Here is a 26224-nt window from a genome sequence, read left to right on the forward strand (position 1 = left end):
CTTGCGGGCATCCGGGGCGTGGGACGGCGGTGTGGGAACCGCCGGGACAGCGCCCCGATGTCCGCCGGCTCAGGCGGGGACGGACGGTTCGGCGGGCGGATGCCGGGTCAGCCACCAACCGACAGCACCGGCCAGCAGCGCCGCGCAGGCACTGAACACCAGCCCCGAGTCCCTGAGGCTGACGACCTCCGACAGGGCGCCCACCCCGACGATCGGCAGGGAGATCCCCAGGTAGGCGGCGACGAAGAAGGCCGAGGTGGTCTCCGCGCGACGGTCGGCGGGCGCCCGACCGCTGACCGTCACCAGCCCCGACCGGAACAGCAGCCCCTGCCCCAGGCCGGACACCGCCGCCCCGAGTACCAGCAGGGGGAAGGCGGAGAGCAGCAGGGCGGCGCCGACGCTCGCCACCCCGAGGAGCAGCACGAAACAGCCCAGGGGCAGGGCGCGCCGCACGCCGACCCGTCCCATCAGCCACTGCCCGAGGGTGGAGGCGGCGAAGGCCAGGAAGACCACGCTGCCCTCGACCGCCAGGTTGTGGACGCCCAGCGACTGGTCCATGAAGCTGGGGGCCACGGCCGTGAAGAGGCCGAACATGGCGAACCCCACGAACGCCGCGAGTGCGGCCGGCCGGAACACCGACCGCACCTCGGGGGGAACGGACGGCGGACTGACGGTCAGGGAGGGGCGCGGTTCCGGGCGGCGGACCGTCTCCGGCATCCACGGCACCAGTACGGCCGCGACCGCCACCAGTCCCAGATGTGTGAGGTAGGGCAGCCGCAGGGGCGAGGGGGCGTACTGGGCGAGCAAGCCCGCGAGCAGAGGTCCGCAGCCGAGGCCGAGCATGTTCGCCGCGGTCGCGGTGAGCGAGGCGCGGCGGAGCCGCCCCTCGGGGGCGAGTTCCAGGATGGCGACGGTGCCCACCCCGGTGAACAGCCCGGCGGAGAACCCCGACAGCACACGGCCGACGAAGAGGAGGGCGAGGCTCTCCTGGAAGAGGAAGCACACGCCGCTGCCGGCCGCGAACGCCAGACCGGCCAGCAGCATGGACTTCCGGCCCAGAACGTCGGAGAAGTCTCCCGCGAGGGTGAGTACGGTGATGACCCCCAGGGCGTACACCGAGAAAAGGACCGTGACGGTCAGCGAGGATATTCCGATCTCCTGCTGGTAAAGACCGTAAAGCGGTGTGGGGAGCGTGGTTCCGCTCATTCCCACGGTCAGGGTGTAGGCGGCCGTGGCGTACCACACCGGGCTGCGGGAAATCCTGTGCGGTGACGGGTTGTCCACGTGGTTGTCCACGAGGGAGAACATAACAAACCGCCGGGGAGAATCCTCGGGCAGGAACGTGAAGGAGGGGTGCGCACCATGATTCCCGCCAGGCCGGACCGGGGGTGAAGGCGAACCATAGGCCCCTGTCCGCGACCACGCCACCCGGCGGCGGAACCGGCGGCACGGACGGCGTCACCGCTTGCGAGACGGATGCGGCGCCGTTTCCATGGAACTGACAGGACACCCCTGGGCGAATTCTGGAAAGGTGCGGGAATGAAATCGGCGAACCAGACGCGAAGCACATCCAACGGAAGTCAGCCGTGGCTGCACCAGCAGGGCGAGATCATCCAGGAATTCGGAACCGTGAAACAGTTCCCGGTGGCGCTCACGGCGGACACCCGTCTCTATTCCTCGCAGCGTCTCAACAGGGTTCTCGCGGACACCAGAATTCTGCATGACCTGTACAAGAAATACCACTGGCTCATGCGGGGCGCCACCTTCTACCAACTGCACCTGCTGTTGGACAAGCACGCCGACGAACAGCTCGAACTCGTCGACGACATCGCCGAACGGGTGCAGACGCTCGGCGGCGTCGCGGTCGGCGACCCGCGTCACGTAGCGGAGATCACCTCCATCCCCCGGCCGCCGGACGGTGTGGAGGAGGTACCGGCGATGCTCTCCCGCCTCCTGGAGGCGCACGAGATGATCCTGACCGACTGCCATGACGCCGCCGCCCGCACCCAGGAACAGGGCGACGACGGGACCAACGACCTCCTGGTCTCGGACGTCATCCGCAAGAACGAACTCCAGTCGTGGTTCCTGGCCGAGCACCTGGTGGACACGCCCCTGGTACGTGTCTGACCGTGCCTCGGTGCCTCGGTAACGGTTCCCGAGGCGCCGGTCGCTCCCGCCACACGAGCCGCGACGCGTGGACGGACCGGCGGCCGGAGACCGGCGGGGCGACGTCTCGTGTCGCGGAGCCGGCGTCCTCCGGCTGACCGTCACGCTGGCGAGGTCCCTTCGACGAGGTCCCCTCGTCGAAGGGACCTCGCCATGCCGGGTCTACGGGAGTCCAACAGGCCCCGCTTGGACCCGAGTTCTCCGGCGCCCCGAACCAGTGCCCCCGCGCGGGTGCGTCAGGACAGTGCGGCATCCGTACGTGCCCCGGCCCACCTCCCCTGGCCCAAGTCACCGGCGCCGGGGCGTTCTTGGGGACTTCCGGCCACCGAGGTCGGGTCAGCCAGGACGCCGCGGGCTGTCCTCGGAGGGGTGTCCTACGACGCTCCCGCGCCAGGTCACCGGACGTGCCCGGCCGCTCGCTCCTCGCCGGTACCTCTGCCACCCCGTGCGAGGCCTCCCCGCACCCGTCGGGGCCGTGATGTCGAGGATGACCTCAGCCCGAGGCCCGTGGTGCCGGGTACGAAAGGCAGCGCCCGATGAGGCCGGCCGTTGTCGCGGGATCGGGCCACTGTCACGGGGCCGGTTCGCAACGGTTCGGCGTCCGCGCCGGGTGCCCCTCCACGCGGTACCCAGGTGCCGCGGGGATCTCGGGGGCCGGGGAGTGCGTTCCGGTGCCGTGCGCCGTGTGCCTGTGACGGGGCTGGGCGGAGAGGTCCGGCGCGGTGACCGGACACGTGAGCTTCCCGACACCAGCCGAACGACGCGCTCTAGTCGAGGGCCGTGGGCCCGTAGTGGGCGGCGGCCGATCCGGTCTCCAGGGCCCAGTAGCGGTCTCCGTACGACCAGTGCCACCACTCGGTGGGGTAGTTGACCAGGCCGACGGCGGTGAGTGCGGTACCCAGGATGTTCCGGTGCGCGCGGGCGGGTTCGCCGATGTTGTCGGCCCCCGTGTAGCAGGCGCCCGCGCTCTCCTCGGGTGACGCGTTCACACGGGTACCCATGTCGAGTTCGTGGCCGTCGGCGTCGGTGAGCGTCAGGTCGACGGCGGCCCCGGCGCTGTGCGGTGCGATCTCGGGCGGGGAGACGAAGCGGCTGGCCGCTGAGCGGAGCTGTTCAGCGGACCACTCCGGGTGCTCGGCCCGCAGCCGGTCCGCGTACCTGTCGAAGTAGCGGCGTTGCAGGGGCGGCGGGCGGTACCCCTCGACGAACAGCAACCGCACCCCCCGAGGCAGCCGCGCCTGGGCCTGAACGAGACGGTCGAGCACCCCCGCCCGCAGGTAGACGAAGGCACCCGCCGAGTCCTCCCGCTTCCGCTCGTCGACCAGCAGGGAACCCTCACGCTGGACGTCCACCAGCCGTTCCCCGCACTCCTGGACGGGAACAGCCGCCACCTTCGGGTCGGACATCAGAACGATCTCAGTCATGCCCCGATCATCTCGCGGCCGTGGCGTGGGGCAGAAGGAATCAGGCGACGACGCCGTAAGCGGGACGACTCGAGTTCGTAGCGCGCCCGCACTTCGTCATCAGCGCACAGCAACCCCGCAACGACAGATCATCGGCGAAACAGTCCACGAGGCGTCACCCTGGAAACTGTTCGGCGGATCAGGCCGATCCGGTCGACGCCTCCTTGTACGCCGCGGATGCGCGTGCCCATCCCGCAGTCCCGGCAAGATCCGTTGGGTAGGTGCCGGGCGCCGACAGAACGCGATGTGGGGACGCACCTTCGAGGTCGCGCGGCCCGGGCCGTCGCAGCAGCGCACGCCACCGGTGGCTCCCCGGTTGCCGGCACCGCAGCCACCGTCTCCGCATCAAGAGTCTCTGGCTTGAGCAAGTGGCGACCTCCGGGTTTCACAGGCAACAACTCGCTGTGCAATGCGTGTGGCTCGTCGGCGAGTTCAGGAATATCGAACGGTCTGGTTGTTGGGCCGGCGTCTGGCGCGGTCCTCGGAATTCCCGTATACGGTAGAAGCGGTCTGCCTGATCAAGAAAAACCTGGCACTTGACCTAACCGGAACGTATTCCCGAACCGTACGACCGTAACGTGCCTGACAGTCGCCGGTTCATGGCTCAGAAACCGGAAGTTGCGGTGATCATTCCGCTAATTGGCGGCGATGTCATCCTGGTTGCCAGGGGCATTCCTGGCGCCGTGTGGGCTGTGATACGTTCCGGCCTCGCGAACATTCCGTGCAGCCTTGCGGTGAGTGGGAAAGAGGGGGACGCTCACCGTCCACAGGTCCCCTGGGGATACTCGCCAGGCCTGGATTCGGTCAGCACCCCGGGAGGATTGGTTCCTGGCAGTGAACGCTCGTAGTGCGCCGGAGCCGGCCATCATCCGAGCTAGATCATTTTCGGCGTCATCGAGCCGGAGAGTACGGGCGAGGGCTTCGAGGACGCAAGGGGAAACTCCGAGGAGGTTGCCGCGTTCCAGTTCTCGCGTGGTGCACCACGCTTGTGTCAGCCAAGGTCTGTCGGAAACAGGAGTCCGCCGCTTCATGGCTGACGTGCACAATCCGGTTCGGGGGTAAGTGGTGAAGGTCGGTGTCTGACGCCCGATCTGGCCGACACGCGCTTGCGGGAATGTCTTATTCCGGGCTTCCCGTTCCTTCGCTCCTATTCGGAGTGCTAGGCATATGATTTTCTCGAAGGTTCACCCGGGGCGTTTTGTGCTAGCTTGACCCCTGCCGGGTTCGGCTATTCCCGTCCGTGAGGCCGTTCCGTCACCGTTCTGTCACGGGTCATTTATCGGGATTCCGCTCGGCGCTGGAAGGGGGAATGCTCAACCCGACAAGTTCGACAGTGCCGGATGTCCAAGGGGGAGGCGTCAGGGATGCTGGAAGTCAGGATACTGGGCGGTATCGAGGTCCTGAGGGACGGTTTTTCCCTCGCGTTGGGCCCGGATCAGCGGCGGGCGGTACTGGGCGTTCTCGCGCTGGAGGTAAATCGTCCGGTTGCTCTGCAGAAAATCATGCAGGTGCTGTGGGAGGGAAACTCGCCAGAGGCGGCCAAAGGCAGTATTCAGGCGCACATTAGCCGTCTGCGGTCCACGTTGTTCGCTGCGGGCAAGGGCAAAGAGGCGATCGAGACCGTTCCCGGCGGTTACAGACTGGCACTCGAGACGAGTCGAGTGGACCTTTTCAGGTTCGATGAACTGGTCGCGCGTGCGCGTCGAGCCGGTGACAGGGAGGCGAAGTCGCTCTACGGCGAGGCATTGCGTCTGTGGCGTGGCAGACCGCTGGCGACCGCACGATATGCCGAGACGCTCTCCTACTCCCTGCAGGAGAAATGCCTGCTGGCCTACGAGGACTACGTGGAGACCCGTCTGCGGCTCGGGGAGAACACCCAGCTCGTACCCGAACTCACGGCGATGGCCCATGAACACCTGCACCGGCCGAGGCTCACCGGTGCGCTGATGAAAGCGCTCCAGAATTCTGGAAGAACTGCCGAGGCGTTGCACCACTACGACGTCGTTCGGCGCAGCCTCGTGGAGCAGGTGGGCCTCGAACCCGCCGCCGAGCTGCGTCGACTGCAGGCGGCCGTGCTGCGTGACGAGGAGTCGTACCAGGAAACACACCGGTGACAAGCGAGCGGCAAGGGCTTGTCTATAGCGTCTGGCGAGGCTTCGACGTCCCCGCTCGACCTGAAAGGGTGTGTCATGACCGCATTGCGCGATTCACTGGCCATCACGGAAACCGACTACGGTGCCGTGCTGCTCGACATGGAGGACGGAAACTACTGGAATTTGAACCACACCGGCGTCATCGTGGTGAACACGCTGCGCGAGGGCGGGGGTTCGGCAGACGCGGTGACGGCTATTCGCCAGCACTACGACATCAGCCCGAGCGAGGCGGAGCGCGACGTCACCGATCTGCTTGACCAGCTTCGCCAGGCGGGCATCCTTGACGAACAAGCACAGTGAGATGTCGCGGTCGGTGAATCCGCGGGTGGGTTACCGCCATGTTCTGGGGCTCGTCCGGGGGAACGTGCGGTGGGTCATGCTCGCGGTGCTTCTGACGCTCTTCGGCTCCCTGTTGGGTATCGCGCAGCCACTCGTGGTGCGCGAGGTCATCGACTCGGCGGGCACGACGAACGTGGCGTGGACGACCCTCGCCGTGCTGGTCCTGCTCTTCGTCGGCCAGGCCGCCGTACGGGCAGGAGGCCAGTTCGTACTGCAGCGCACCAGCGAGCTGGTGGTACTGGGCATCCGGCAGCGGCTGATCAGCAGACTGCTGCGGCTCCGCATGGAGGCGTACCACCAGCATCGTGTCGGCGATCTGATGTCCCGCACCAGCGCGGACGCCACGGCGGTGCGCAGGGTGATCAGTGAGGGCGTCACCGATCTGATCACCGGTGTGGTCGGCCTGGTCGGCACCGTGGCGCTGATGATCTGGCTGGACTGGCTGCTCTTCCTCATCGTGGTCGGCATGGTGGCATTGGCCGCCGCTGTCGTCGGCACCTTGCTGGCCGGTATCAGGTCGGCCTCGCTGGCCACACAGAACGCCCTGGGCTCGATGTCCGCGGACCTGGAGCGCGCCCTCAGCGCGATTCGTACGGTCCGGGCAAGCCAGGCGGAGGAGCGCGAGGACGCCAGAATCGGCAGGGCGGCACACGACGTGTACACCGCCGGCGTTCGGATGGCCAAGCTGCGGTCGTTGACCAGCCCGGCGATGGAGCTGGCGGTCAACGGATCACTCATGGTGGTGCTGCTGGTCGGCGGACTCCGGGTGGCCAGCGGCGAGAGTTCGCTCGCCGACCTGGTGGCGTTCCTGATGTATCTGACATACCTGGCCATGCCCGTCGGCTCCGTGTTCGAGGCCGTGGTGGCGGTGCAGGAGGGAAGCGGTGCTCTGTCGAGGATCGCGGCCACCGAGCGGCTCCCGCAGGAGCGGGACGGTCACCCGCCGCACACCGGGCCGCGTCCCCGGGAAGCGTCTCGGCAAGGCTCGACCGAGCCGATCCTCGAGTTCCGCAACGTGCACTTCGGATACGACCGGGAACCGGTTCTACGCGGAACTTCCTTCGTCGTGCCCAGACGGGGTTTCGTGGCACTCACGGGGTCCTCGGGCGCCGGGAAGTCGACGATCTTCAATCTCGTCGAGCGGTTCTATCCGACACACTCCGGCACGGTCCTTTTCGACGGCGAGGACATCGGCCAGCAGGAACTGAGTTCCTACCGTTCCCGAATAGCACTGGTCGAGCAGGAGTCGCCGATACTCCACGGCTCCCTCCGTGACAATCTCCTGTACGCGGCGCCCGAGGCGGACGACCAGGCGGTACAGCGAGTACTGCGCATGGTCAACCTCGACGGCCTTGTCGCCCGGCTTACGGACGGTCTGGACACGGCGGTGGGCGAACACGGAAACCTGTTGTCCGGCGGCGAACGGCAGCGGGTCGTGATCGCCCGAGCCCTGCTCACCGAGCCCGACCTGCTGTTGCTGGACGAACCGACGTCCCACCTGGACGCCGAGAACGAGGCCGCCTTCGTGGCCGTACTCCGTGCGGTAGCGCAGGAATGCGCCCTGCTGGTGATCGCGCACCGCTTCACCACCATCAGGGCGGCGGACCGCGTCGTGGTCCTACAGGACGGTGCCGTGTCAGCGAACGGCGACCACACCGAACTGCTGGCCGACAGCCGCTTTTACCGGGTCATCGCGGGAGTCGACACGAACTGAGCGAATACCCGACGAAAACTCCCCAGCGTCAGTGCGCTGGGGAGTTTTCGTTGTGATTCGACCTCTGCCGCCAGTGGCGCACTCATGTCTTGGATTTCCGTTTTTGGTTTTCCGCGAGGACAAGCGGTGAACAAGTGGCCGGCAAGGATCCTTCGATAGATTACTACGTGTCCGGGTAACCCGGCGCCGGAATGCAGGGCAGAAGACTCGTTCCGGTAAATGGAAAGCACGCCAGAAGAACGGAGTAGGAGCTATGGCTAAGACTTATGCTCGTCCGACGCTGCGCAAGGTGGGCACCTTCAAGAAGGACACCGGCTTCGCCGGTTACTTCAAGAACGACGCTGTCGGCCCCTGGCGCCTGTGGCGCAAGTGACCGACGCCTGACCAGTGCCAGCGGCATCAGAGGCTGAGCCGCTGGGGGCTGGCGTCCTGAATATCCGCCCGGTGGCCGGAGTTGAACCCGGCGACCGGGCGGATCTGGATCAGTTCAGTCAGCCGCGGGATAAGTCCGTGCGCTATCACCGATGGGACCTGTCATGTCTACATGTGCTGAGCAGTCCGAGCGCATGCCGTGGTTCGTCGTGTTTCCCGACCACGCGGCGAGCCAGGCCACGTTCGCCCGGCTGGCGCACCCGGCGCTGAACCGGATCGACCACCCCAGCGGTCGGCCGTGGATCGTCGGCCGGTGGTCGGCCGAGGAGTTGTCCGTCGGCACCGCCGGGTCCTCGAAACTGGCCCTGCTCGGACATCATGGCGTGACCCGCGAGCGGCTTGAGCGGGTGGCGCACACCGCGAGTTGCCCGAGCGACCTGGACGCGTTCGCCGCGACCGTCGACGGAAGCTGGCACCTGCTGGCGTCCGTGGACGGCACCTGCCGGGTGCAGGGCAGCGTCACCAAGCTGCGCCGGGTCTTCCACACCGGCGCCGGCCGCGACCGGCTCGCCGGGAACCGGGCCAACGTACTCGCCGGGCTGATCGGTGACGAGCCCGACCCAGACCGTCTCGCGCTGCACCTGCTCGCCCCCACGGTTCCGCATCCGCTCGGCGACCTGCCCCTGTGGCCCCGGCTCAGAGAGCTCCCCGGGACGCATTACCTCACCCTGCCGGCGAACGACCAGGCGCGTGAGGTGCGTTGGTGGTCCCCGCCGGAGCCGGTGCTCCCGATGCGTCAGGGAGCCATCGGACTGCGTACCGCCCTGGAGGCGGCGATCGAGGTGCGCACCGTCCCCGGCGGCCTTGTCAGCGCAGAACTCGGCGGGGTCGACTCGACAGGGCTGTGCAGCCTGCTGTCCGCCGCTGGCCAGGACGTGCGCGCGTGCACGATGGCGAGCCTCGATCCGTACGACGACGACCTCGTCCACGCGCGGAAGACCGTGGCCGCCCTGGGCAACGTCACCCACGACGTACTGAGTGCGGAGAGTTTCCCGCTGTACCTCGACAACCTGCCCGGCATCGTCGCCGACCTCGACGAGCCCGACCCCCTCGCTGCCGCGGGGAACAGCAGGCAGGGCGTGCTGCTGTCCTGGGCCGCGAAACAGGGATCCCGGCACCACTACGGCGGCTACGGCGGCGACGAGGCCCTCAGCGGGGGAAACTCCTGGCTGCTGCACTACTACCGTGCCGACCCCGCCCTGGCCCTGCGCAACCTGCGGGCTTCCCGGGCGAACGGCCGGTGGAGCTGGAAGCAGACAGCCGCCATGTTCCTGGACCGCACCCCGTACTCGGGCTGGCTGCGGCAACAGGCCAAGGCCCTGACCGATCCGCACGTCAGCGACCGCACACCCGACCTGGGGTGGGGGTTCTTCTCCGTCATGGCACCGTGGGCCACCCCGGAGGCCGTCGACGCGGTCCGCAGGCTCATCCTTCGGTACGCGGAGGACGCCGAACCGCTGTCGCCCATCCACGGGATGCACGAGGACCTGTCCTACATGCAGGCGGGTTCGCGGTACACCGGGCAGTTGGCGAGGGCGGCTGACCGGCACGGGCTGACACTGCACGCCCCCTACTACGACAACCGGGTGATCGAAGCAGCGTTGTCGATCCGCCCCCAGGACCGGGTCTCCCGCTGGGCCTACAAGCCGATCATGGCCGAGGCGATGCGCGGTATCGTCCCGATGCCCGCGCTACGCCGGGACACCAAGGGTGAGGGCTCCGCGGCCGAGGACATGGGCATCGAAACCCACCGTGCGGACGTACTCGACTTCCTCGCCGAGTCACGGGTGGCCGAACTCGGACTGGTCGACCACGACCACATCCTGCGTGAGTGCGCGCGCCCCAGCGGCTCCCCGAACGAACTGGGCCGTGACCTCTACCCGATGATCGCCGCCGAGGTCTGGTTGCGACAGGCCGCGTCCACCAAGGCCCAGCCCGCACCCGTGCCCTGACGCCCCCTCTCCTCCACCGGACATCACCAGCGGATCGCCCAGGAGACGACACCATGACCACACCGGAGACCATCCCCTACCGACCGAACCGCGTCCCCTTCGCCCAACGCTGGGGCATCCGGGCCACGGCGCTCCTCGCCGGGCTGCTGGCGCGCCGCTCGCCCCAGCAGATCCACAAGGTGCTCAGCCGCCTGCGGCGTGGCGCTCGCCCGGCCACTCTCGAGGAGGTCACCCGTGTCCGCGCCTCCGTGGTGGCCGCCAGCCTCGGCTGTGCCGGCCGGGAGGCGTGTCTGCGCCGGTCGCTGACGGTGACCCTGTTCTGCCGCGTACGGGGCACCTGGGCCACCTGGTGCGTTGGCCCGCGCACCGTCCCGCCGTTCGCCGCGCACGCCTGGGTCGAGGCCGAAGGCGTTCCGGTCGGCGAGAACGTGGCGGAAGGCTACTTCCAGAAGCTCATCTCCGTCGGCCCGCAGCGGTGAGAGGGCCGGAAGCGGCTTGGCGGACATGAGCCCCAGGGAGTCGGGACGCGCTGGCGTCGCTCGTACGCGGGTCGCCCCCACCGTGCGAGGGCCCTGCCCCGGTACCGTCCTCGCGCCGCCGGCGGGCGGGGGTGCCCACGGTCCATACCCGTCGGGCGCGTCCCGTCAGGCCACCCCGGTACGGAACCTCCACACGGTCCTGTCGAGGACCATCGGTCGTCCCAACGCCTCCGCTCACGCGACGACTCTTGGGCGGCGGCGGACGAACTCCCACTCCGCGTCGGACAGTTCATGACGACGTATCACCCGAACACGACCCACCACCGAAGATCGTTCGACGACAACCTGGAACGCCGAGCCCGTCGGTGAAGCACCTTCTGCGACGGCCAGCGGCATCTGACCGTGGAGCCAAGCGCGGTACCGCTCCAGCGTGGGCAGATCTCCTGGGGGATCCAGTCGACTTCCCTCTGCCGCACGTCTGGCCGCCGAAAGACGCGAACCGCCTGGTCGGCGCAGCCCCGCTCAGCACTCGATGACGTTCACGCGGTGGCCGCCCACCGCGCTTCGACCCGGTTGGCTACCGGGAGCGGCACGCGGTGGAGTGCGCGATCAACCGCCTCAGGAGACACCGGGCTGTCGCCACGCGATACGACGAACTCGCGGTCCGCTACGAGGTGACCGTCCTCGTCGCGGCCATCAACGAGTGGCTGTGACAAAGGGGTTTGGTACGGGCGCCCGCAAGGGCCCGGTCTTCCGTTGCGTGATCGCCCGTCCTCGCGGCACCGGGATCGCAGCCGAGAGCGACGGTACCCGAGCCCGGTCCCGCACCGCCTCACGGATGAAGATCCACTTCCGGGACGCAGCCCTGACCGTGCCGTGACCCGTTCGTACTACGAGCGATGGTGGCGCGGCAGGGCGGCCCGTAGCTTCCGAATGTCAGCAGGATCGACTTCGAGGAGCTGGAACATGAGCGAAGATCCGATCCGCGCCGAGCTCGACGAACAAGCCAAGGCAGTCGAGCAGCAGGTCATCGAGTGGCGACACCATCTCCACCAGAACCCGGAACTGTCCAACCGCGAGGTCAATACGGCCAAGCTGATCACGGACCACCTGACCTCCCTGAACCTCGACGAGGTCCGTACCGGCATCTCGGGACACGGTGTCGTCGGCGTACTCAGGGGCGGCAGGGCCGGCGACCGGGTCGTCGCGCTGCGCGCCGACATCGACGCCCTGCCGGTCAAGGAGGACAGCGGCGAGAGCTTCGCCTCCACGGTCGTGGACCAGGACTATCCCGGCGGTCCGTTCCCGGTCGCGCACGCCTGCGGCCACGACGGGCACACCGCCATGCTGCTGGGCGCCGCCACCGTCCTGGCCGGAGTCCGCGAGCAGCTGCCCGGCACCGTGCTGTTCATCTTCCAGCCGGCCGAGGAAGGCGCGCCGGCCGGGGAGACCTCCGGGGCGAAGCAGATGGTCGACGAGGGGGCGTGCGACGACCCCGCGCCGACGATGGCGTTCGGTATGCACCTGGGTCCGCTGCCCAGCGGATACGTCGGCTACCGGGTGGGCAACCAGTTCGGCGCCTCCAGCATGATCAAGATCGTGCTCACCGGGCAGCAGGTCCACGGCTCCACCCCGTGGATGGGCATCGACCCCATACCCGCGGCAGGCGCGATCACGGTCGGCGTGGGACAGCTCTACCGGCAGGTGTCCGCCTTCGACCCGATCACCGTGACCATCGGGCACATCGAGGACGTCGGCCGCTTCAACATCGTGCCCGAGACAGTCACCCTGTGGGGCACCATCCGCTGCTCGGTCGAGAAGGACATGGCCACCATCCAGAAGCGGTTGACGACCCTGGCCGAGCAGACGGCCGCAGCGTACGGCTGCACCGCCGAGGTCACCTATCTCCAGGACGTGCCCGCGGTGCACAACCTCAAGAAGTGGACGGACGCGGTCCTGCCCACCGTCAAGAGCGTCGTCGGTGCCGAGAAGGTCTTCGACACCCCGCCGACCCTCGGGTACGACGATGTCTCCGAGTTCGTCAACGAGTACGGCGGCGTGTACCTCATGCTCGGCGCGCAGGACTGCGAGCTGACCGACGACGGCGCCGTGGTGCCCACCTCCGGCGGGCGCGGCCTCGTCCCCAACCACAACCCGCGCTTCTACCTCAACGACGACGCCCTCACGCAAGGCGTGCGCCTCCACTGCAATGTCGCCTACGCCCACCTGAACGGCACGATCACCCCTGCCGAGTAGAGCGGCGGGCCGTCACATGCCCGTGCGTCCTACGCGGGCGGTGACCACCGGCGCGGTACGGCCCCTCGGTGGCGAGCCCCCGTTCCTCGTCAGCTCCCCGACAACCAGGAGCGGGAGTCCCATCGGGTGGCGGTCACCCGGCTGCCCGAGCCCGGCCTGCCTTGCGGTGAGGAGGCAGGCCGGACGTACCCCTGTTCGGGGCCGCTGTGGGCCGGCCGGCACGGGAAACGAACCCATATCGGCGTCGGCGCACCACCGACCGGCATCCAGGAGGAGTCCGAGCATGACCGAGCCAGCACGCCGTCGCCCTCGCCCCGCCCCGAGGCGCCGCCGGTGAACGCCCTGGCCCAGGTCGCGTCGCCGGACGAAGCGGCCGTCATCGGTACCGCCCAGCAGGTCGCCGACCTGCTGGCCACCTTCGCCTTCGGGGTTTCCGGCGCTCTGCTGGCCGTGCGCAAGGGGTACGACTTCATCGGCCTGAGCGTCCTGGCCTTCGCGACGGCCTTCGGCGGCGGCGTCATCCGGGACGTGATCATCAACAAGGGAGTCCCCGTCGCCTTCGTTGACCTGCGGTACGTGTGGGTCTCCCTGGCTGCCGCCTTGGTCATCTTCGTCATCGATCCCCCCGCCCGCCTCACCCACTGGCCACTGAACATCGCCGACGCCGTCGGTCTGGCCCTGTTCTGCGTCACCGGCACCCTCACCGCCTACCGCAACGGCCTGGCCGCCGTCCCCTCCGCCCTGCTGGGCGTCCTCACCGCCATCGGCGGCGGCATCATCCGCGACCTGCTCGCCAACCGCACCCCTCCGGTCCTGCGCCCTGACCAGGACCTCTACGCCGTTCCCGCCCTCATCGGCGCCACCATCAGCGCCCTCCTGCTCCACTTCGGCAGCTACAACATCCTCACCGGCGGAGCCGCGTTCCTCGTCGCCCTCTCCGTCCGCCTGCTGGCCCTGCGCTTCCACTGGCATACCACTGTCGCCGTCGCCAAGTCCCTCCGCGGCCCCAAGCCGTGACAGGCCACCGAGGGGCCATGTCGCCTTCGGAGAATGCTGACCGCTGAGGTGGAGGACCTCGACCAAGGCCTCGGAATACTCCCCCAAACCGCGGGCCGATCTTCGGGCTCGTCGCCCGACCTGCCGAGTATCGCGAACTGCCCGCGACAGAGCCGGCGTTCGCCCGGTAGGGGCTCGGCGGAGTGGAGGAAGCGGTCACTTTCGCACCGCCGCCGCTGGAGACGACGTCACCTGTGACGGCGGACAAGCAGGCCGTCCAGGAGATGCGGTCCGCCGTGGAGCGAACCCGGTCGGCCGTGACCGAGTACCGGCGACTCCTGACCGGTCCCAGCCTGGCCTCAGGTGATGCCGACGATCGAGACGGTCGTGGCGAACTGGGGCACGTTTACGCGCCTCGCGCGAGAGGCCACTCCGCCGGCTCCCCCTGTCCACTCCGGGTGGGAATCCCGGGCCGACGTTCGGTGCCAGCTACGGGGGACCGAGGCTTCTTGGCCAGGTCACGGGCGGGATTCGCGGGGACTGGTCAGGGACTTCTCAGGGACTCTCCGCTCTGTCACAGGGACTGGTCAGGGACCCTGGTCAGAGGTGGTGCGCTCAGCACTCGATGACGTTCACGGCGAGGCCGCCGCGGGCTGTCTCCTTGTACTTGACCTTCATGTCGGCGCCCGTCTCCTTCATGGTCTTGATGGCCTTGTCGAGGGAGACGTGGTGGCGGCCGTCGCCGCGCAGGGACATCCGGGCGGCGGTGACGGCCTTCACGGCGGCCATCCCGTTGCGTTCGATGCAGGGGATCTGGACCAGGCCGCCGACCGGGTCACAGGTGAGCCCGAGGTTGTGCTCGATGCCGATCTCGGCGGCGTTCTCCACCTGTTCCGGGGTGCCGCCCAGCACTTCGGCGAGCCCTCCGGCGGCCATGGAGCAGGCGGAACCGACCTCGCCCTGGCAGCCGACCTCGGCGCCGGAGATGGAGGCGTTCTCCTTGAACAGCAGCCCGATGGCGCCGGCCGCCAGCAGGAACCGCACGATGCCGTCGTCGTCGGCCGAGGGGACGAACTGGGAGTAGTAGTGGAGTACCGCCGGCATGATGCCGGCCGCCCCGTTGGTGGGCGCGGTGACCACCCGTCCGCCGGCGGCGTTCTCCTCGTTGACGGCCATGGCGTAGAGGGTGAGCCACTCCATGGCGCGTGCCTGCGGGTCGCCCTCGGCCTGGAGTTGGCGGGCGGAGGTGGCGGCCCTGCGGCGTACCCGTAGCCCTCCGGGAAGGATGCCCTCCTGCCGCATCCCCCGGTCCACGCACTGGCGCATCACCTGCCAGATCTCCAGCAGTCCGGTACGGATCTCCTCGGGGCTGCGCCAGGCCTGCTCGTTCTCCCACATCAGCCCGGACACCGACAGCCCGGTCTCCCGGGTGAGCCGGAGCAGTTCGTCGCCGGTGCGGAAGGAGTGCTTGAGCGGGGTGTCGTCCAGTTTGATGCGGTCCTGGCCGACGGCGTCCTCGTCGACGACGAAGCCGCCGCCCACCGAGTAGTAGGTCTTCTCCAGCAGGGGCGTGCCGTCGGCGTCGTAGGCGAGGAGGGTCATCCCGTTGGCGTGGTACGGCAGGGAGCGGCGACGGTGCAGGACCAGTTCCCGCGACTCGTCGAAGTCGATCTCGTGGGCGTCCCCTATCTCGTCGGAGAGCAGCCGCAGCCGCTTGTCCCGCCGGATCTCGGCCACCCGCTGGTCGGCGCGCTCCACGTCCACGGTGCGGGGGGAGTTGCCCTCCAGGCCGAGGAGTACCGCCTTGGGCGTGCCGTGTCCGTGCCCGGTGGCCCCGAGGGAGCCGTACAACTCCGCGCGTACCGCGCTGGTGTGGGCCAGCAGCCCCTCGTTCTTGAGGCGACGGGCGAACATGTTGGCCGCCCGCATGGGGCCGACTGTGTGGGAGCTGGAGGGGCCGATGCCGATGGAGAACAGGTCGAAGACGGAGATGGCCATGGTGGGACTCCTGACGCCGGGGTGACCGGTGGTCGCCGCCCCGGGGGTGGGGACGTGCGGGAGGCCGGGGCGGGCCCGTGGGTGGGTGCCCGCCCCGGCCGTTCCGTCACTCGGACCGCTTGCCCAGGTTCGGGTAGAGCGGGTGCCGTGCCGTGAGCGCCGCCACCCGGGCGGCCAGCGACTTGGCGGGGGAGTCGGCCGAACCCCAGGTGTCGGCCGAGGTCTTGAGGGTCTCGGCGATGATGTCGGCGACCTCGCGGAAGTCCTCGGTGTCGAAGCCCCGGGTGGCCAGGGCGGGGGTGCCGACCCGCAGGCCCGAGGTCACCATCGGTGGCCGGGGGTCGTTGGGTACCGCGTTGCGGTTGACGGTGATGCCGACCTCGTGCAGTCGGTCCTCGGCCTGCTGGCCGTCCAGCTCGGACTCGCGGAGGTCGACCAGCACCAGGTGGACGTCGGTGCCGCCGGAGAGCACGGACACCCCGGCGTCCACGGCGTCGGGCTGGGTCAGTCGCTCGGCCAGCAGCCGGGCGCCCTCCAGGGTGCGGCGCTGCCGGTCCTTGAACTCCTCGGTCGCGGCGACCTTGAAGGAGACGGCCTTGGCGGCGATGACGTGCTCCAGGGGGCCGCCCTGCTGGCCGGGGAACACCGCCGAGTTGATCTTCTTGGCGTGCTCCTTCTTGGAGAGGATCACGCCGCCCCGGGGGCCGCCGAGGGTCTTGTGGGTGGTGGTGGTGACCACGTCCGCGTAGGGCACCGGGGAGGGGTGCAGCCCGGCGGCCACCAGACCGGCGAAGTGCGCCATGTCGACCAGGAGCAGGGCCTCGACCTCGTCGGCGACCCGGCGGAAGGCGGCGAAGTCCAGGTGGCGGGGGTAGGCGGACCAGCCGGCCACGATCATCCGGGGCCGGTGCTCGCGGGCGAGGCGCTCGACCTCCTCCATGTCGACCCGGCCGGTCTCGGCGTCCACGTGGTAGGCGACCACGTTGTAGAGCTTGCCGGAGAAGTTGATCTTCATCCCGTGGGTGAGGTGTCCACCGTGGGCCAGGTCCAGGCCCATGATGGTGTCGCCCGGCTTCAGCAGGGCGAACATCGCGGCGGCGTTGGCCGAGGCGCCCGAGTGCGGCTGGACGTTGGCGGCCTCGGCGCCGAACAGGGCCTTGATCCGGTCCCGGGCGATGTCCTCGATGACGTCGACGTGTTCGCAGCCGCCGTAGTAGCGGCGGCCCGGGTACCCCTCGGCGTACTTGTTGGTCAGGACCGACCCCTGTGCCTCCAGCGCGGCGACCGGCGCGAAGTTCTCGGAGGCGATCATCTCCAGGGTCGACTGCTGCCGGTGGAGTTCGGCGTCGACGGCGGCGGCGACATCGGGGTCGAGCTCGTGCAGAGACTGGTTCAGAAGCGACATGAGTGCTTTCCGGTGAAGGTGCCCGCGCCGGGCGGGCACAGGGGAACGGGCTTCAGTTACCGGTGAAGGCGGTGTACTCGTCGGCGCTCAGCAGGCCCTCGGGCTCGCCGGCGGACGTGTCCAGCCGCACCTTGAACAGCCAACCGTCCTCGAAGGGCGCGGAGTTGACCAGCGCGGGATCGTCGACGACGTTCTGGTTGATCTCGGCGATCTCACCGCTGACCGGCGCGTAGAGGTCGCTGACCGACTTGGTGGACTCCAACTCGCCACAGGGTTCGCCCGCGGTCACGGTGTCGCCCACCTCCGGCAGCTGCACGAAGACGACGTCACCCAGCGCGCTGGCGGCGTGCTCGGTGATGCCCACCGTCGACACGCCGTCCTCGGCCGCCGTCAGCCACTCGTGCTCCTTGCTGTACCGCAGGTTCTCGGGGTTGCTCATGGCTAGATTCTCCTGGGGAAGAGGGGTGATGGGCGAACAGGTCTTGAGGGTTGGACGTCCGGGACCCACTATGCGGGTCCCGGCACCGCGCGACACCTCGGTCGCCCGCCCGGACCCGTGCGGGTGCCGTCGGGTCGCGGCGCCGCCGCCGTACGCCAGGGCTCAGCGTTCCCGCTTGTAGAAGGGGAGCGCCACCACCTGGTACGGCTCGTGGGAGCCCCGGATGTCCACGGCCACGCCCTTGGTGCCCGGCTCGGAGTGCGAGGCGTCGACGTAGGCGATGGCGATGGGCTTGCCCAGGGTGGGGGAGGGGGCTCCCGAGGTGACCTCGCCGATCACCGTGCCCTCGGCGTTCACCACTGGGTAGCCGGCGCGCGGTACCCGTCGGCCCTCGGCGACCAGTCCGACCAGCTTGCGCGGGGGCTGCTCCTCGGCGCGCTTGGCGGCGACCTCCAGGGGCTCGCGGCCCACGAAGCGGCCGTCGTTGGTGGTCTTCTCGAACTTCACCACCCGGCCCAGGCCGGCGTCGAAGGGGGTGGTGTCGGTGGTGAGTTCGTGGCCGTACAGCGGCATCCCCGCTTCCAGGCGGAGGGTGTCCCGGCAGGACAGCCCGCAGGGCACCAGGCCCACTCCCGCGCCGGCCTCGGTCACCGCCTGCCACACGGCGGGCGCGTCCTCGGGGGCGACGAACAGTTCGAAGCCGTCCTCACCGGTGTACCCGGTACGGGCGATCAGGGCGGAGACCCCGGCGACGGTGCCCGGCAGGCCGGCGTAGTACTTCAGGCCGGCCAGGTCGGCGTCGGTCAGCTGGCCCAGGATGCCGGCCGACTCGGGGCCCTGCACCGCGATCAGGGCGTAGGCCTCGCGGTCGTCCCGTACCTCGGCGTCGAAGCCGGACTGCCGCTGCCGCAGGGCGTCCAGCACCACCTGGGAGTTGGCGGCGTTGGCCACCACCATGAACCGCTCCTCGGCCAGCCGGTAGACGATCAGGTCGTCGAGGATGCCGCCCCGCTCGTCGCAGATCATGGTGTACCGGGCGCGGCCCACGGCCAGCTTGGTCAGGTTGCCGACCAGGGAGTAGTCCAGCAGCTCGGCCGCCTGGGGGCCGTGCACGGTCAGCTCGCCCATGTGGGAGAGGTCGAACAGCCCGGCCCGCTCGCGTACCGCGAGGTGCTCCTCCCGCTCGCTCCCGTAACGCAGCGGCATGTCCCAGCCGGCGAAGTCGGTCATGGTGGCGCCCAGCGCGCGGTGCGTGGCGTCGAGGGCGGTGTGGCGTACGGCGTCGGGGGGTGTGCTCGTCATCCTGGGCTCCGTGGGAGAGGGGTCAACCGGACCTGGTGGCGCACCCGTCGTGTGGCACGCCCTCCCCATCTGTCATCGGAACCTGAGAGGTTCGCCACGACCCCCGACCGGGGTGGGTGGCTTGCACCTTGGGTGGGGCCACACCAGGGCGGCCCGCTTTTCAGATCTGCCTCACCCAGCGCGGTAACTGTGCCTGAGAGATTCAAGGGAGGACTTGCTCCTTCGGCGCCCCGTGGTGTCGGGGGCTCTCCCGCGTGGGTTCTGTCGGCCGATATGCAGTTGCCGGCACATCATGACATGTGCCGGGTGTGTGTGGACCCCCAGGTGGGCGAGGAATCTCCTTGAGCGACATTACTCGTTGTTGACACTCTCGACTCAGGCCGCTGAACGTGGCCGTGACGGGGAGGCGGGCCGGATGGGCACTGCGCGGGGCACTTCGGCGGAGGGGCGTGGAGGAACGGAGCGGTGGTCGGCGCGCGACCCCGGTGTCCCCTTACCGCCCCCCTCGGTGACGGTGACCGTGGCGGCCTCCGGGCCGCCGGAGTGCGAGGCGCCCGGCCATCCCCGGGACCTGCGCGGAGTCGGTGCCCCGCAGGTGCTCCTCTTCCCCGCCGGGGCGCGGGTGGTGGTCTCCGGGCTGCCCGGCAGCGGCAAGTCCACCCTGATGCGCCGCACCGTGGGCGAGGGGGCGTGCCGGGTGGACTCCCAGGACACCCGGGACCGTTGGGCGTCCCGGATGCCGCCCTGGCTGCCCTACGCGGTCTACCGCCCCCTGGTACGGCTGGCCCACTACCTCGCGCTGTGGCGGGAGTTGGGCGGCGGACGGAGTGTGGTGGTGCACGACTGCGGCACCCAGGGCTGGGTACGCCGTTGGCTGATCCGCGACGCCCGTCGCCGGGGCCGCGCCCTGCACCTGGTGCTGCTCGACGTCCCCCCGCCGGTCGCCCTCAACGGGCAGGCACAGCGGGGCCGGGGGGTGAGCCGTTACGCCTTCGCCCGGCACCGCCGAGCCGTGGGGCGGTTGATCCGCCAGGCGCTGACCGGGCGGTTGCCGCGCGGGTTCTCCTCGGTGGTGCTGCTGGACCGCGCCTCGGCCACCGCCCTGCGGGGCATCCGGTTCGAGGTCGCGGAGACCTCCTCGGTACCCCGGCAGGTGGACCCGTCCGTCGGGCGGTGACCGTCCGGGCCGGAGCGGTGCCGTCACTTTCCGGCCACTCGTCCCCGGGGTGAGGGCGCCAACGGCCCCCACCCCGGGAGGAGTTGGGTGCTCCCCGGGTCCCGCGAACCGGGGCCCGTCCGGCCGGCCTCCGGGGGAGGCGCGACGGGCGGGCACCGGGACAGCCGGGGCCGACCTGGCGGGGTACGGCCGGGGTCAGCCGACGGGCAGGCCCCGGGCGGCGCGACTGGTCTGGGACTCCGGCAGCTGTTCGTCGGCGCCGGGCCGGGCGTTCTCCCCGGTAGGCGCCGGCAGGGTCTCGACCTGGGGCAGGCCACCGGTCCGCTCGATGGCCCGTAGCAGTGCGGCGCTGGCCGCGACGGTGGCTCCCGCCTCCTTGCTGATCTTCTCCGGCTTCGCCGAGACGGCCGCCCGGGCCAGCGCGTCCGCTCGTTGGGCCAGGGTCTCCGCCGCCTTGGCCTCCGCCTTGGCGGCCTCCGAGCGCGGCTCCTGGGGCGGGGTGATGGTCTCCAGCGTCGACCGTACGGCCCGGCTGTGGTCGTTGGCCTGCGCCTTGCTCAGCTTCCCGTGCCGGGCCCGGAGAACGTCGGCCAGCAGGTCGGCGACCGGTTCGAAGGTGCCGCCGATCTTCCGCAGCGCCTCGGCCTGCCGCGCCAGTCGTTCGGCGTCCGGGACCGGTGCCTTGCCGTCGGCGTCGCCGGCCACGACCAGGCGAGGCGGGGGAGCGTCGGCGGCCGAGGCGGCGGTGGCGCCCACGGCTCCGAGGGCGAGCGAGGCGGTGAGGACCGTGGCCGCGGCCGTCTTGGGGATGCGCATGGTGGTTCTTCCTCCGGTACGTCCGACAGGGGATCTGGACGTGCCCAGCCTCCGAGCGCCCGGCACCGTCCGCAACCGAGCCGTCGCCGCAGGTGACCCACCGGGTGACAGTTCGGTCCGAACGGCCCAGCGGGGCTCCTCACCAGCCGTTTCCTCTAGGGTGTCGGCCATGACAAGTCCCCAGCAGCCGCAGCACTTTGGGCCGGGCCATGGTGGAGGGTGGCCGAGCAACGAGTTGGAGGAGGTGCTGTCCTCCTCGCTGAACGCCGGCCAAGCCGGCGGACGACTGCTGGAGGTGCTGGCCCGCAGCCAGCTGTGGGTGCCGCTGCCCGAGGGGGGCGGGCCGGACAGCCCCAACCTCGACCTGCCCACCGTCCAGCTGGACGGTGCCCCCTACGTTCCGGTGTTCAGTTCCGAGCAGCAGTTCCTCCAGGCCACCGGGAGCCACCTGAGCTTCGCGGTGGCCCCCGCGGTGGAGTTCGCCCGTGGCCTGCCCCCGCAGGTGGGGGTCGCCGTCAACCCCGGGGGCACGGTGGGGGTGCCCCTGCCGCCCGAGGCGGTGGCCGAACTGTGCGGGGCGGCGCCGGGGTCGGGGGTACCCGGGGTCGCCACCGGTGCCCGGGTGCGACTGTTCGAGCCGGACTGGCAGCAGGAGCCGGTCGACCTGTTGGCCACCGCGGCGGGGGAGTTCGCCGCGCAGCCGCCGGTCCGCAGCGCCCGCAGGGCGCTGGCCAGTGTGGAGGGCCGGGACCCCAGCCTGTACATCGGTGTGGAGCTGGACCTGCTGGACCCCGAGGCCCGTACCGCCGCCCATGACGCCTTGGCGCGCGCACTGGGGAACCACCCGGTGCGGTGGCCGGTGCAGATGGTCTTCCTGGACGCGGCGAACGACCCGATGGTGGAGTGGATGCGCCAGTGCGTGCGCCCCTTCTACGACCGTGAGCAGTCGTAGTTCGGCTCCGGCATAGGTGGGGAAGCCCACGGTGCCTCGTAAGCTGGTTGGATGAGGGGGCGGGGCCCACGGGGGGTCCGTCGGAAGACCGCAAGGCAGACGAAGGGGCGGCCCAGGTGAGCGCGGGTGGAAGCGTCGAGCAGCTGCTGCACCAGGTTTCGCCCGGGCGTTACGACGCCTACGAGGCGCTGTTGGCCGCCCTCGCGAACGGGCAGGTCTGGATGCTGCTGTGGCACGGCCACCCCGGCTCCCCGGACGCCCAGTACGGCAACATGGATGTGGACGGCCACGGCTACGCGCCCTGTGTGACCTCCGCGCAGGAGCTGGCCGCCTCCGGCTGGAGCCGCGCCCACGAGGTGGTCACCGGACGGGAGATCGCCGCCGCCCTGTTCCCCGACCGTTGGGGCATCTGGCTCAACCCGCACAGCCCCGGCGGGGGCGTGGGCATCCCCTGGCTGGACCTGCGCCGGCTGGCCACCGGCCTGGACCAGCAGCCGGCCGGGCCGCTGCGGATCACCGAACCGGTGCTGGACGTCTCCCGGTTCTACGCCCTGCTGGCCCAGAACGCCTATGCCACCCCGGTGGTGCGCAGCCTGCGGCGCGCCTGGGTGCAGCCGGCACTGGGGCCGCCGTACCTGGCCATCGGCCTGGACCTGTACGACCAGAGCCCGCACGCCCTGGAGGGGGTGCGGCGGATGATGCGGCAGTCGGTGGGCGCCGTACCGGACGGGCTGCCGGTGTCGACGGTGGCGATGTCGGACGACTACGACCCGGTCGCGATGTGGCTGCGCGCCAACTCCCGTCCCTTCTTCGACCGGGACGCCGCCGGCGCCCCGGCTCCCGCCCCGCAGGGTGCCGGCCCGGCCATGGGGTACGGCTACCCCCGGCCGTACTGACTCCCGGTCAGCCACGGTCGCCGGTCGCGGGGGCCCGGTGGTCCGGGTGGTCCGGGTGGCCCTCTCCCGGCCGGGCCGGGTTCCCCGTTCCGGGAGCCGACGCCCCGTCAGCCGTCGTAAGGGTTGGGCGGCTGGTGCGGGGGGTGCTCCGGCTCCGCTCGCCGGCGCGGCGATCATGGGCCGCTCAACCGTGTGAAATGGTGCAAACAGGTCGTCGTGTACCGGAGATAAGGGGTAACCGTTCGGATAGCGGAGCCGGCGTGCGGGATCACAGTTACGCATACTTTCCCCTAAGCCCCTGGCGACGGAGTGTGACGGCGTTGAAGACTCCCCAGCCAGAGGCCAACGGCTTCTGTACCAAGCTGCACCGAACCAGCCGCCACCAGCGGCAGTCATGGGGCCGGTGATCGCCGGCCGAGAGGGGTTCCCAGCACGATGACGGCACCTATGCACGAGACCGCCGCCGACACGGAGGCGCCCGTCGAACCCGTCGGTGACGGTGGCGCCGTCAAGGTCGAGGGTCGCTCGCCGGGCCGGATCGCCTGGAACCGACTCAAGCGAGACAAGCTCGCGGTCGCCGGCGGTGCCATCGTCCTCGTACTGATCCTCGTGGCCGTCTTCGCGCCGGTGATCAGCGCGCTGACCGGACAGTCCCCGGACGAGCGGCACGAGGACCTGATCGACCCTCTCTTCAGTACCCCGATAGGGTCGCTCGGCGGCATCAGCGGGGACCACTGGCTCGGTGTCGAGCCCGTCAGCGGACGCGACATCCTCGCGCGCATCGTGTACGGCGCCCGGGTGTCCATGCTCGTCGGCTTCCTGTCGGCCGTGGTCGCGGTGATCGCGGGCACCATCCTCGGCACCCTCGCCGGCTACTTCGGCGGCTGGCTGGACGCGCTCATCAGCCGGGTGATGGACATGCTGCTGGCCTTCCCCCAGCTGCTGTTCATCATCTCCCTGATCGCCGTGATGCCGAACAACCTGCTGGGCCTGACCGGTACCGGCGTACGACTGCTCGTCATGATCCTGGTGATCGGCTTCTTCGGCTGGCCGTACATCGGCCGGATCGTGCGAGGGCAGGTGCTGTCCCTCCGTGAACGGGAGTACATCGAGGCGGCACGGAGCCTCGGCGCGGGGCGGCTGTACATCCTCCGCAAGGAGCTGCTGCCCAACCTGATCGCGCCGATCACCGTCTACATGACGCTGATGATCCCGACCAACATTCTTACCGAGGCCGCGCTGAGCTTCCTCGGTGTGGGCGTCAAGCCCCCGACCGCTTCCTGGGGCTCGATGCTCTCGGACGCGGTCACGTACTACGAGACCGACCCGATGTACATGATCATCCCGGGCGTCGCCATCTTCATCACTGTGCTTGCCTTCAACCTCTTTGGCGACGGTGTGCGTGACGCGCTCGACCCCAAGGGGACACGTTGACCCCACCAGCCCCACCCCCGGCCCGGCGCTTCGAGCGGGCCCGTGACACACACGGAGGATCAAAGATCGTGAGTACCCAACGGACGAGCAGGCGCAGAGTCGCCGCGCTGTCGGTCGTGGTCACCGCCACCCTCGTCGCCACCGCGGCCTGTGGGGGAGGCGACAAGGACGACAGCAGCGGCGGCACCTACAACGCCGGCGTCAACAAGATCGCCAACGCCTCCGACAAGCGTGGCGGCACCCTCAAGTTCGTGGGCGAGCAGGACGCCGACTCCTGGGACACCACCAGGATGTACTACGGCTTCGCCTTCGACTTCGCGCGCTACTACAGCCGCCAGCTGGTCAGCTACACCCCGGAGCCCGGCCAGAAGAGCATCGACCTGAAGCCCGACCTGGCCAAGGAGAAGGCGCAGGTCTCCAAGGACGGCAAGACCTACACCTACGAGCTGAAGGACGGCCTGAAGTGGGAGGATGGCAAGCCCATCACCTCCAAGGACGTCAAGTACGGCATTGAGCGGCAGTGGGCCCAGAAGGTCCTTTCCGGTGGCCCGGTCTACCTGAAGGACGTCCTGGACCCGGACGACAAGTACAAGGGCCCCTACGAGGGCGGCGACCTGGACGCCATCCAGACGCCGGACGACAAGAAGATCGTCTTCAAGCTGCCGAAGCCCAACGGTGACTTCGAGCAGATGCTGGCCATGCCCACCAACTCCCCGGTGCGCAAGGACAAGGACACCAAGTCCAAGTACGGCCTGAAGCCCTTCTCCTCCGGCCCCTACAAGTTCCAGTCCTACAGCCCGGGCAAGTCGCTGTCCCTGGTGCGGAACAAGCACTGGAGCCGTTCCACCGACGACCTGCGCAAGGCGCTGCCGAACGCCATCAAGGTCACCCTGCTCAGCAACCCCGAGGAGCGGGACAACCGCCTCATCTCGGGTGACGCCGACCTGGACCTGAACCAGCGCGGCATGAGCGCCCAGGGTCGTACCAAGGCGCTCAAGCAGCACCGCGGCAACGTGGACAACCCGCAGACCGGGTTCATCTCGTACGTGGCCTTCCCGCAGAGCGTGAAGCCCTTCGACAACATCCACTGCCGCAAGGCCGCCATCTACGGCACCGACCACAAGTCGGTCCAGACCGCCCGTGGTGGCCCCGCCGCCGGTGGCGACATCGCCGTCAACATGCTGCCGCCGGTCGTGCCCGGTCACGACAAGAACGACGACCAGTACGGCCAGGCCAAGAACGGTGGCAAGTCCGACGTCGCCAAGGCCAAGGACGAGCTGAAGAAGTGCGGCAAGCCGAACGGCTTCAAGACCACCATGGCCGTCCGCAACACCGACTCCAACGACAAGAAGTCGGCCGAGTCGATCCAGGCCTCGCTCAAGAAGATCGGCATCAACGTCGAGATCAACGAGTTCGACGGTGCGCAGAGCTCGTCCGAGGTCGGTAACCAGGACAACGTGGTCAAGAAGGGCTACGGCATGGTCATGATGGGCTGGGGCCCGGACTTCCCCAGCGGTCAGGGCTACGGTCTGCCCCTGTGGCACAGCAAGTACATCCTGGAGAACGCCAACAACAACTACGCGCTGATCGACGACAAGAAGATCGACGCGGACTTCGCCAAGGCGATCGGTGAGCGTGACCCGGACAAGGCCGCGCAGGGCTACGCCGACATCAACAAGCGAGTGATGCAGGGCGCCTACTACCTGCCGATGACCTACCTGAAGGTCGTCCAGTGGCGCTCCAGCCGGCTGACCAACGTCTACTCCTCGGACGCGTTCAGCGGTTGGTACGACTTCGCCTCGCTGGGCGTGAAGTGACCCGCACGCACATCCTCAACCTGACGGCGTCACCCGCC

At 69.4% G+C, this 26224-nt stretch carries 21 protein-coding genes, 1 pseudogene and 1 riboswitch; of the genes and pseudogenes, 15 read left to right on the top strand and 7 right to left on the bottom strand.

Features of this window, described 5'->3' with window-relative positions; genetic code table 11:
• Window positions 1-69: 69 nt before the first annotated feature.
• Window positions 70-1206: an MFS transporter gene (locus tag ABZT14_RS07780; RefSeq protein ID WP_356298572.1), complete on the bottom strand. Its 1137-nt coding sequence runs from the start codon at window positions 1204-1206 to the stop codon at window positions 70-72.
• A 333-nt stretch (window positions 1207-1539) separates the two neighbouring features.
• Between ABZT14_RS07780 and ABZT14_RS07785 the strand changes: the two genes are divergently transcribed.
• On the top strand, window positions 1540-2127 hold the full coding sequence (locus tag ABZT14_RS07785) for a DNA starvation/stationary phase protection protein (protein WP_356298354.1): 588 nt from the start codon (window positions 1540-1542) through the stop codon (window positions 2125-2127).
• 806 nt (window positions 2128-2933) lie between these two features.
• On the opposite strand, the gene ABZT14_RS07790 is transcribed toward ABZT14_RS07785, so the two are convergent.
• The gene (locus ABZT14_RS07790; protein ID WP_356298355.1) at window positions 2934-3590 is read right to left on the bottom strand and encodes a M15 family metallopeptidase; all 657 of its coding nucleotides are present in this window, start codon (window positions 3588-3590) and stop codon (window positions 2934-2936) included.
• 1403 nt (window positions 3591-4993) lie between these two features.
• On the opposite strand from ABZT14_RS07790, the gene ABZT14_RS07795 reads away from it, so the two are divergent.
• The 9 genes and pseudogenes from ABZT14_RS07795 (at window position 4994) to ABZT14_RS07835 (ending at window position 13971) form a co-directional block, all read left to right on the top strand.
• The gene (locus ABZT14_RS07795; RefSeq protein ID WP_356298357.1) at window positions 4994-5743 is read left to right on the top strand and encodes an AfsR/SARP family transcriptional regulator; all 750 of its coding nucleotides are present in this window, start codon (window positions 4994-4996) and stop codon (window positions 5741-5743) included.
• Window positions 5744-5818: 75 nt separating this feature from the next.
• Window positions 5819-6082: a lasso peptide biosynthesis PqqD family chaperone gene (locus ABZT14_RS07800; RefSeq protein ID WP_356298359.1), complete on the top strand. Its 264-nt coding sequence runs from the start codon at window positions 5819-5821 to the stop codon at window positions 6080-6082.
• A 76-nt stretch (window positions 6083-6158) separates the two neighbouring features.
• The gene (locus ABZT14_RS07805) at window positions 6159-7835 is read left to right on the top strand and encodes an ABC transporter ATP-binding protein (protein WP_356298361.1); all 1677 of its coding nucleotides are present in this window, start codon (window positions 6159-6161) and stop codon (window positions 7833-7835) included.
• Window positions 7836-8088: 253 nt separating this feature from the next.
• Window positions 8089-8208, top strand: a complete 120-nt coding sequence (locus ABZT14_RS07810; protein ID WP_356298363.1) for a keywimysin-related RiPP — start codon at window positions 8089-8091, stop codon at window positions 8206-8208.
• Window positions 8209-8401: 193 nt separating this feature from the next.
• Window positions 8402-10219 (top strand): asparagine synthase-related protein, encoded by a 1818-nt coding sequence (locus tag ABZT14_RS07815; protein ID WP_356298365.1) that lies wholly within the window; start codon window positions 8402-8404, stop codon window positions 10217-10219.
• A gap of 53 nt (window positions 10220-10272) precedes the next feature.
• Entirely contained in the window at window positions 10273-10698 is a 426-nt protein-coding gene (locus ABZT14_RS07820; RefSeq protein ID WP_356298367.1) for a lasso peptide biosynthesis B2 protein, read from the top strand.
• Window positions 10699-11237: 539 nt separating this feature from the next.
• A pseudogene (locus ABZT14_RS07825) lies at window positions 11238-11411 on the top strand (IS5/IS1182 family transposase); the annotation flags it as partial.
• Window positions 11412-11664: 253 nt separating this feature from the next.
• Entirely contained in the window at window positions 11665-12954 is a 1290-nt protein-coding gene (locus ABZT14_RS07830; protein WP_356298369.1) for an amidohydrolase, read from the top strand.
• Window positions 12955-13287: 333 nt separating this feature from the next.
• Complete coding sequence (locus tag ABZT14_RS07835; protein ID WP_356298372.1) at window positions 13288-13971, top strand: trimeric intracellular cation channel family protein; 684 nt, start codon at window positions 13288-13290, stop codon at window positions 13969-13971.
• Between the two features lie 594 nt (window positions 13972-14565).
• On the opposite strand, the gene ABZT14_RS07840 is transcribed toward ABZT14_RS07835, so the two are convergent.
• From ABZT14_RS07840 to gcvT, 4 genes are all read right to left on the bottom strand, one after another.
• Entirely contained in the window at window positions 14566-15948 is a 1383-nt protein-coding gene (locus ABZT14_RS07840) for an L-serine ammonia-lyase (RefSeq protein ID WP_356298374.1), read from the bottom strand.
• A 106-nt stretch (window positions 15949-16054) separates the two neighbouring features.
• Window positions 16055-17353, bottom strand: a complete 1299-nt coding sequence (glyA, locus tag ABZT14_RS07845; RefSeq protein ID WP_356298376.1) for a serine hydroxymethyltransferase — start codon at window positions 17351-17353, stop codon at window positions 16055-16057.
• Window positions 17354-17405: 52 nt separating this feature from the next.
• Window positions 17406-17792 (bottom strand): glycine cleavage system protein GcvH, encoded by a 387-nt coding sequence (gene gcvH, locus ABZT14_RS07850; protein ID WP_356298378.1) that lies wholly within the window; start codon window positions 17790-17792, stop codon window positions 17406-17408.
• Between the two features lie 162 nt (window positions 17793-17954).
• Window positions 17955-19094: a glycine cleavage system aminomethyltransferase GcvT gene (gcvT, locus tag ABZT14_RS07855; protein ID WP_356298380.1), complete on the bottom strand. Its 1140-nt coding sequence runs from the start codon at window positions 19092-19094 to the stop codon at window positions 17955-17957.
• Between the two features lie 171 nt (window positions 19095-19265).
• Window positions 19266-19357: riboswitch (glycine riboswitch) on the bottom strand.
• Window positions 19358-19602: 245 nt separating this feature from the next.
• Between gcvT and ABZT14_RS07860 the strand changes: the two genes are divergently transcribed.
• The gene (locus ABZT14_RS07860) at window positions 19603-20271 is read left to right on the top strand and encodes an AAA family ATPase (protein WP_356298382.1); all 669 of its coding nucleotides are present in this window, start codon (window positions 19603-19605) and stop codon (window positions 20269-20271) included.
• A gap of 195 nt (window positions 20272-20466) precedes the next feature.
• Here ABZT14_RS07860 and ABZT14_RS07865 read toward each other — a convergent pair whose 3' ends face one another.
• Entirely contained in the window at window positions 20467-21087 is a 621-nt protein-coding gene (locus tag ABZT14_RS07865) for a hypothetical protein (protein ID WP_356298384.1), read from the bottom strand.
• A 169-nt stretch (window positions 21088-21256) separates the two neighbouring features.
• On the opposite strand from ABZT14_RS07865, the gene ABZT14_RS07870 reads away from it, so the two are divergent.
• From ABZT14_RS07870 to ABZT14_RS07885, 4 genes are all read left to right on the top strand, one after another.
• A complete protein-coding gene (locus ABZT14_RS07870) occupies window positions 21257-22039 on the top strand; it encodes an enhanced serine sensitivity protein SseB (protein WP_356298386.1) in 783 nt (260 codons plus the stop codon).
• 116 nt (window positions 22040-22155) lie between these two features.
• Window positions 22156-22935 carry an enhanced serine sensitivity protein SseB C-terminal domain-containing protein gene (locus ABZT14_RS07875; protein WP_356298388.1) on the top strand — a complete coding sequence of 260 codons (780 nt, stop codon included), beginning with the start codon at window positions 22156-22158 and terminating at the stop codon, window positions 22933-22935.
• 435 nt (window positions 22936-23370) lie between these two features.
• Window positions 23371-24369: an ABC transporter permease gene (locus ABZT14_RS07880; protein WP_356298390.1), complete on the top strand. Its 999-nt coding sequence runs from the start codon at window positions 23371-23373 to the stop codon at window positions 24367-24369.
• A gap of 68 nt (window positions 24370-24437) precedes the next feature.
• Window positions 24438-26186, top strand: coding sequence for an ABC transporter substrate-binding protein (locus ABZT14_RS07885; RefSeq protein ID WP_356298391.1), 1749 nt, complete (start codon window positions 24438-24440; stop codon window positions 26184-26186).
• Window positions 26187-26224 lie beyond the last annotated feature (38 nt).

The sequence above is a fragment of the Streptomyces sp. NPDC005438 genome, assembly GCF_040606315.1.
GTDB lineage: Bacteria > Actinomycetota > Actinomycetes > Streptomycetales > Streptomycetaceae > Streptomyces.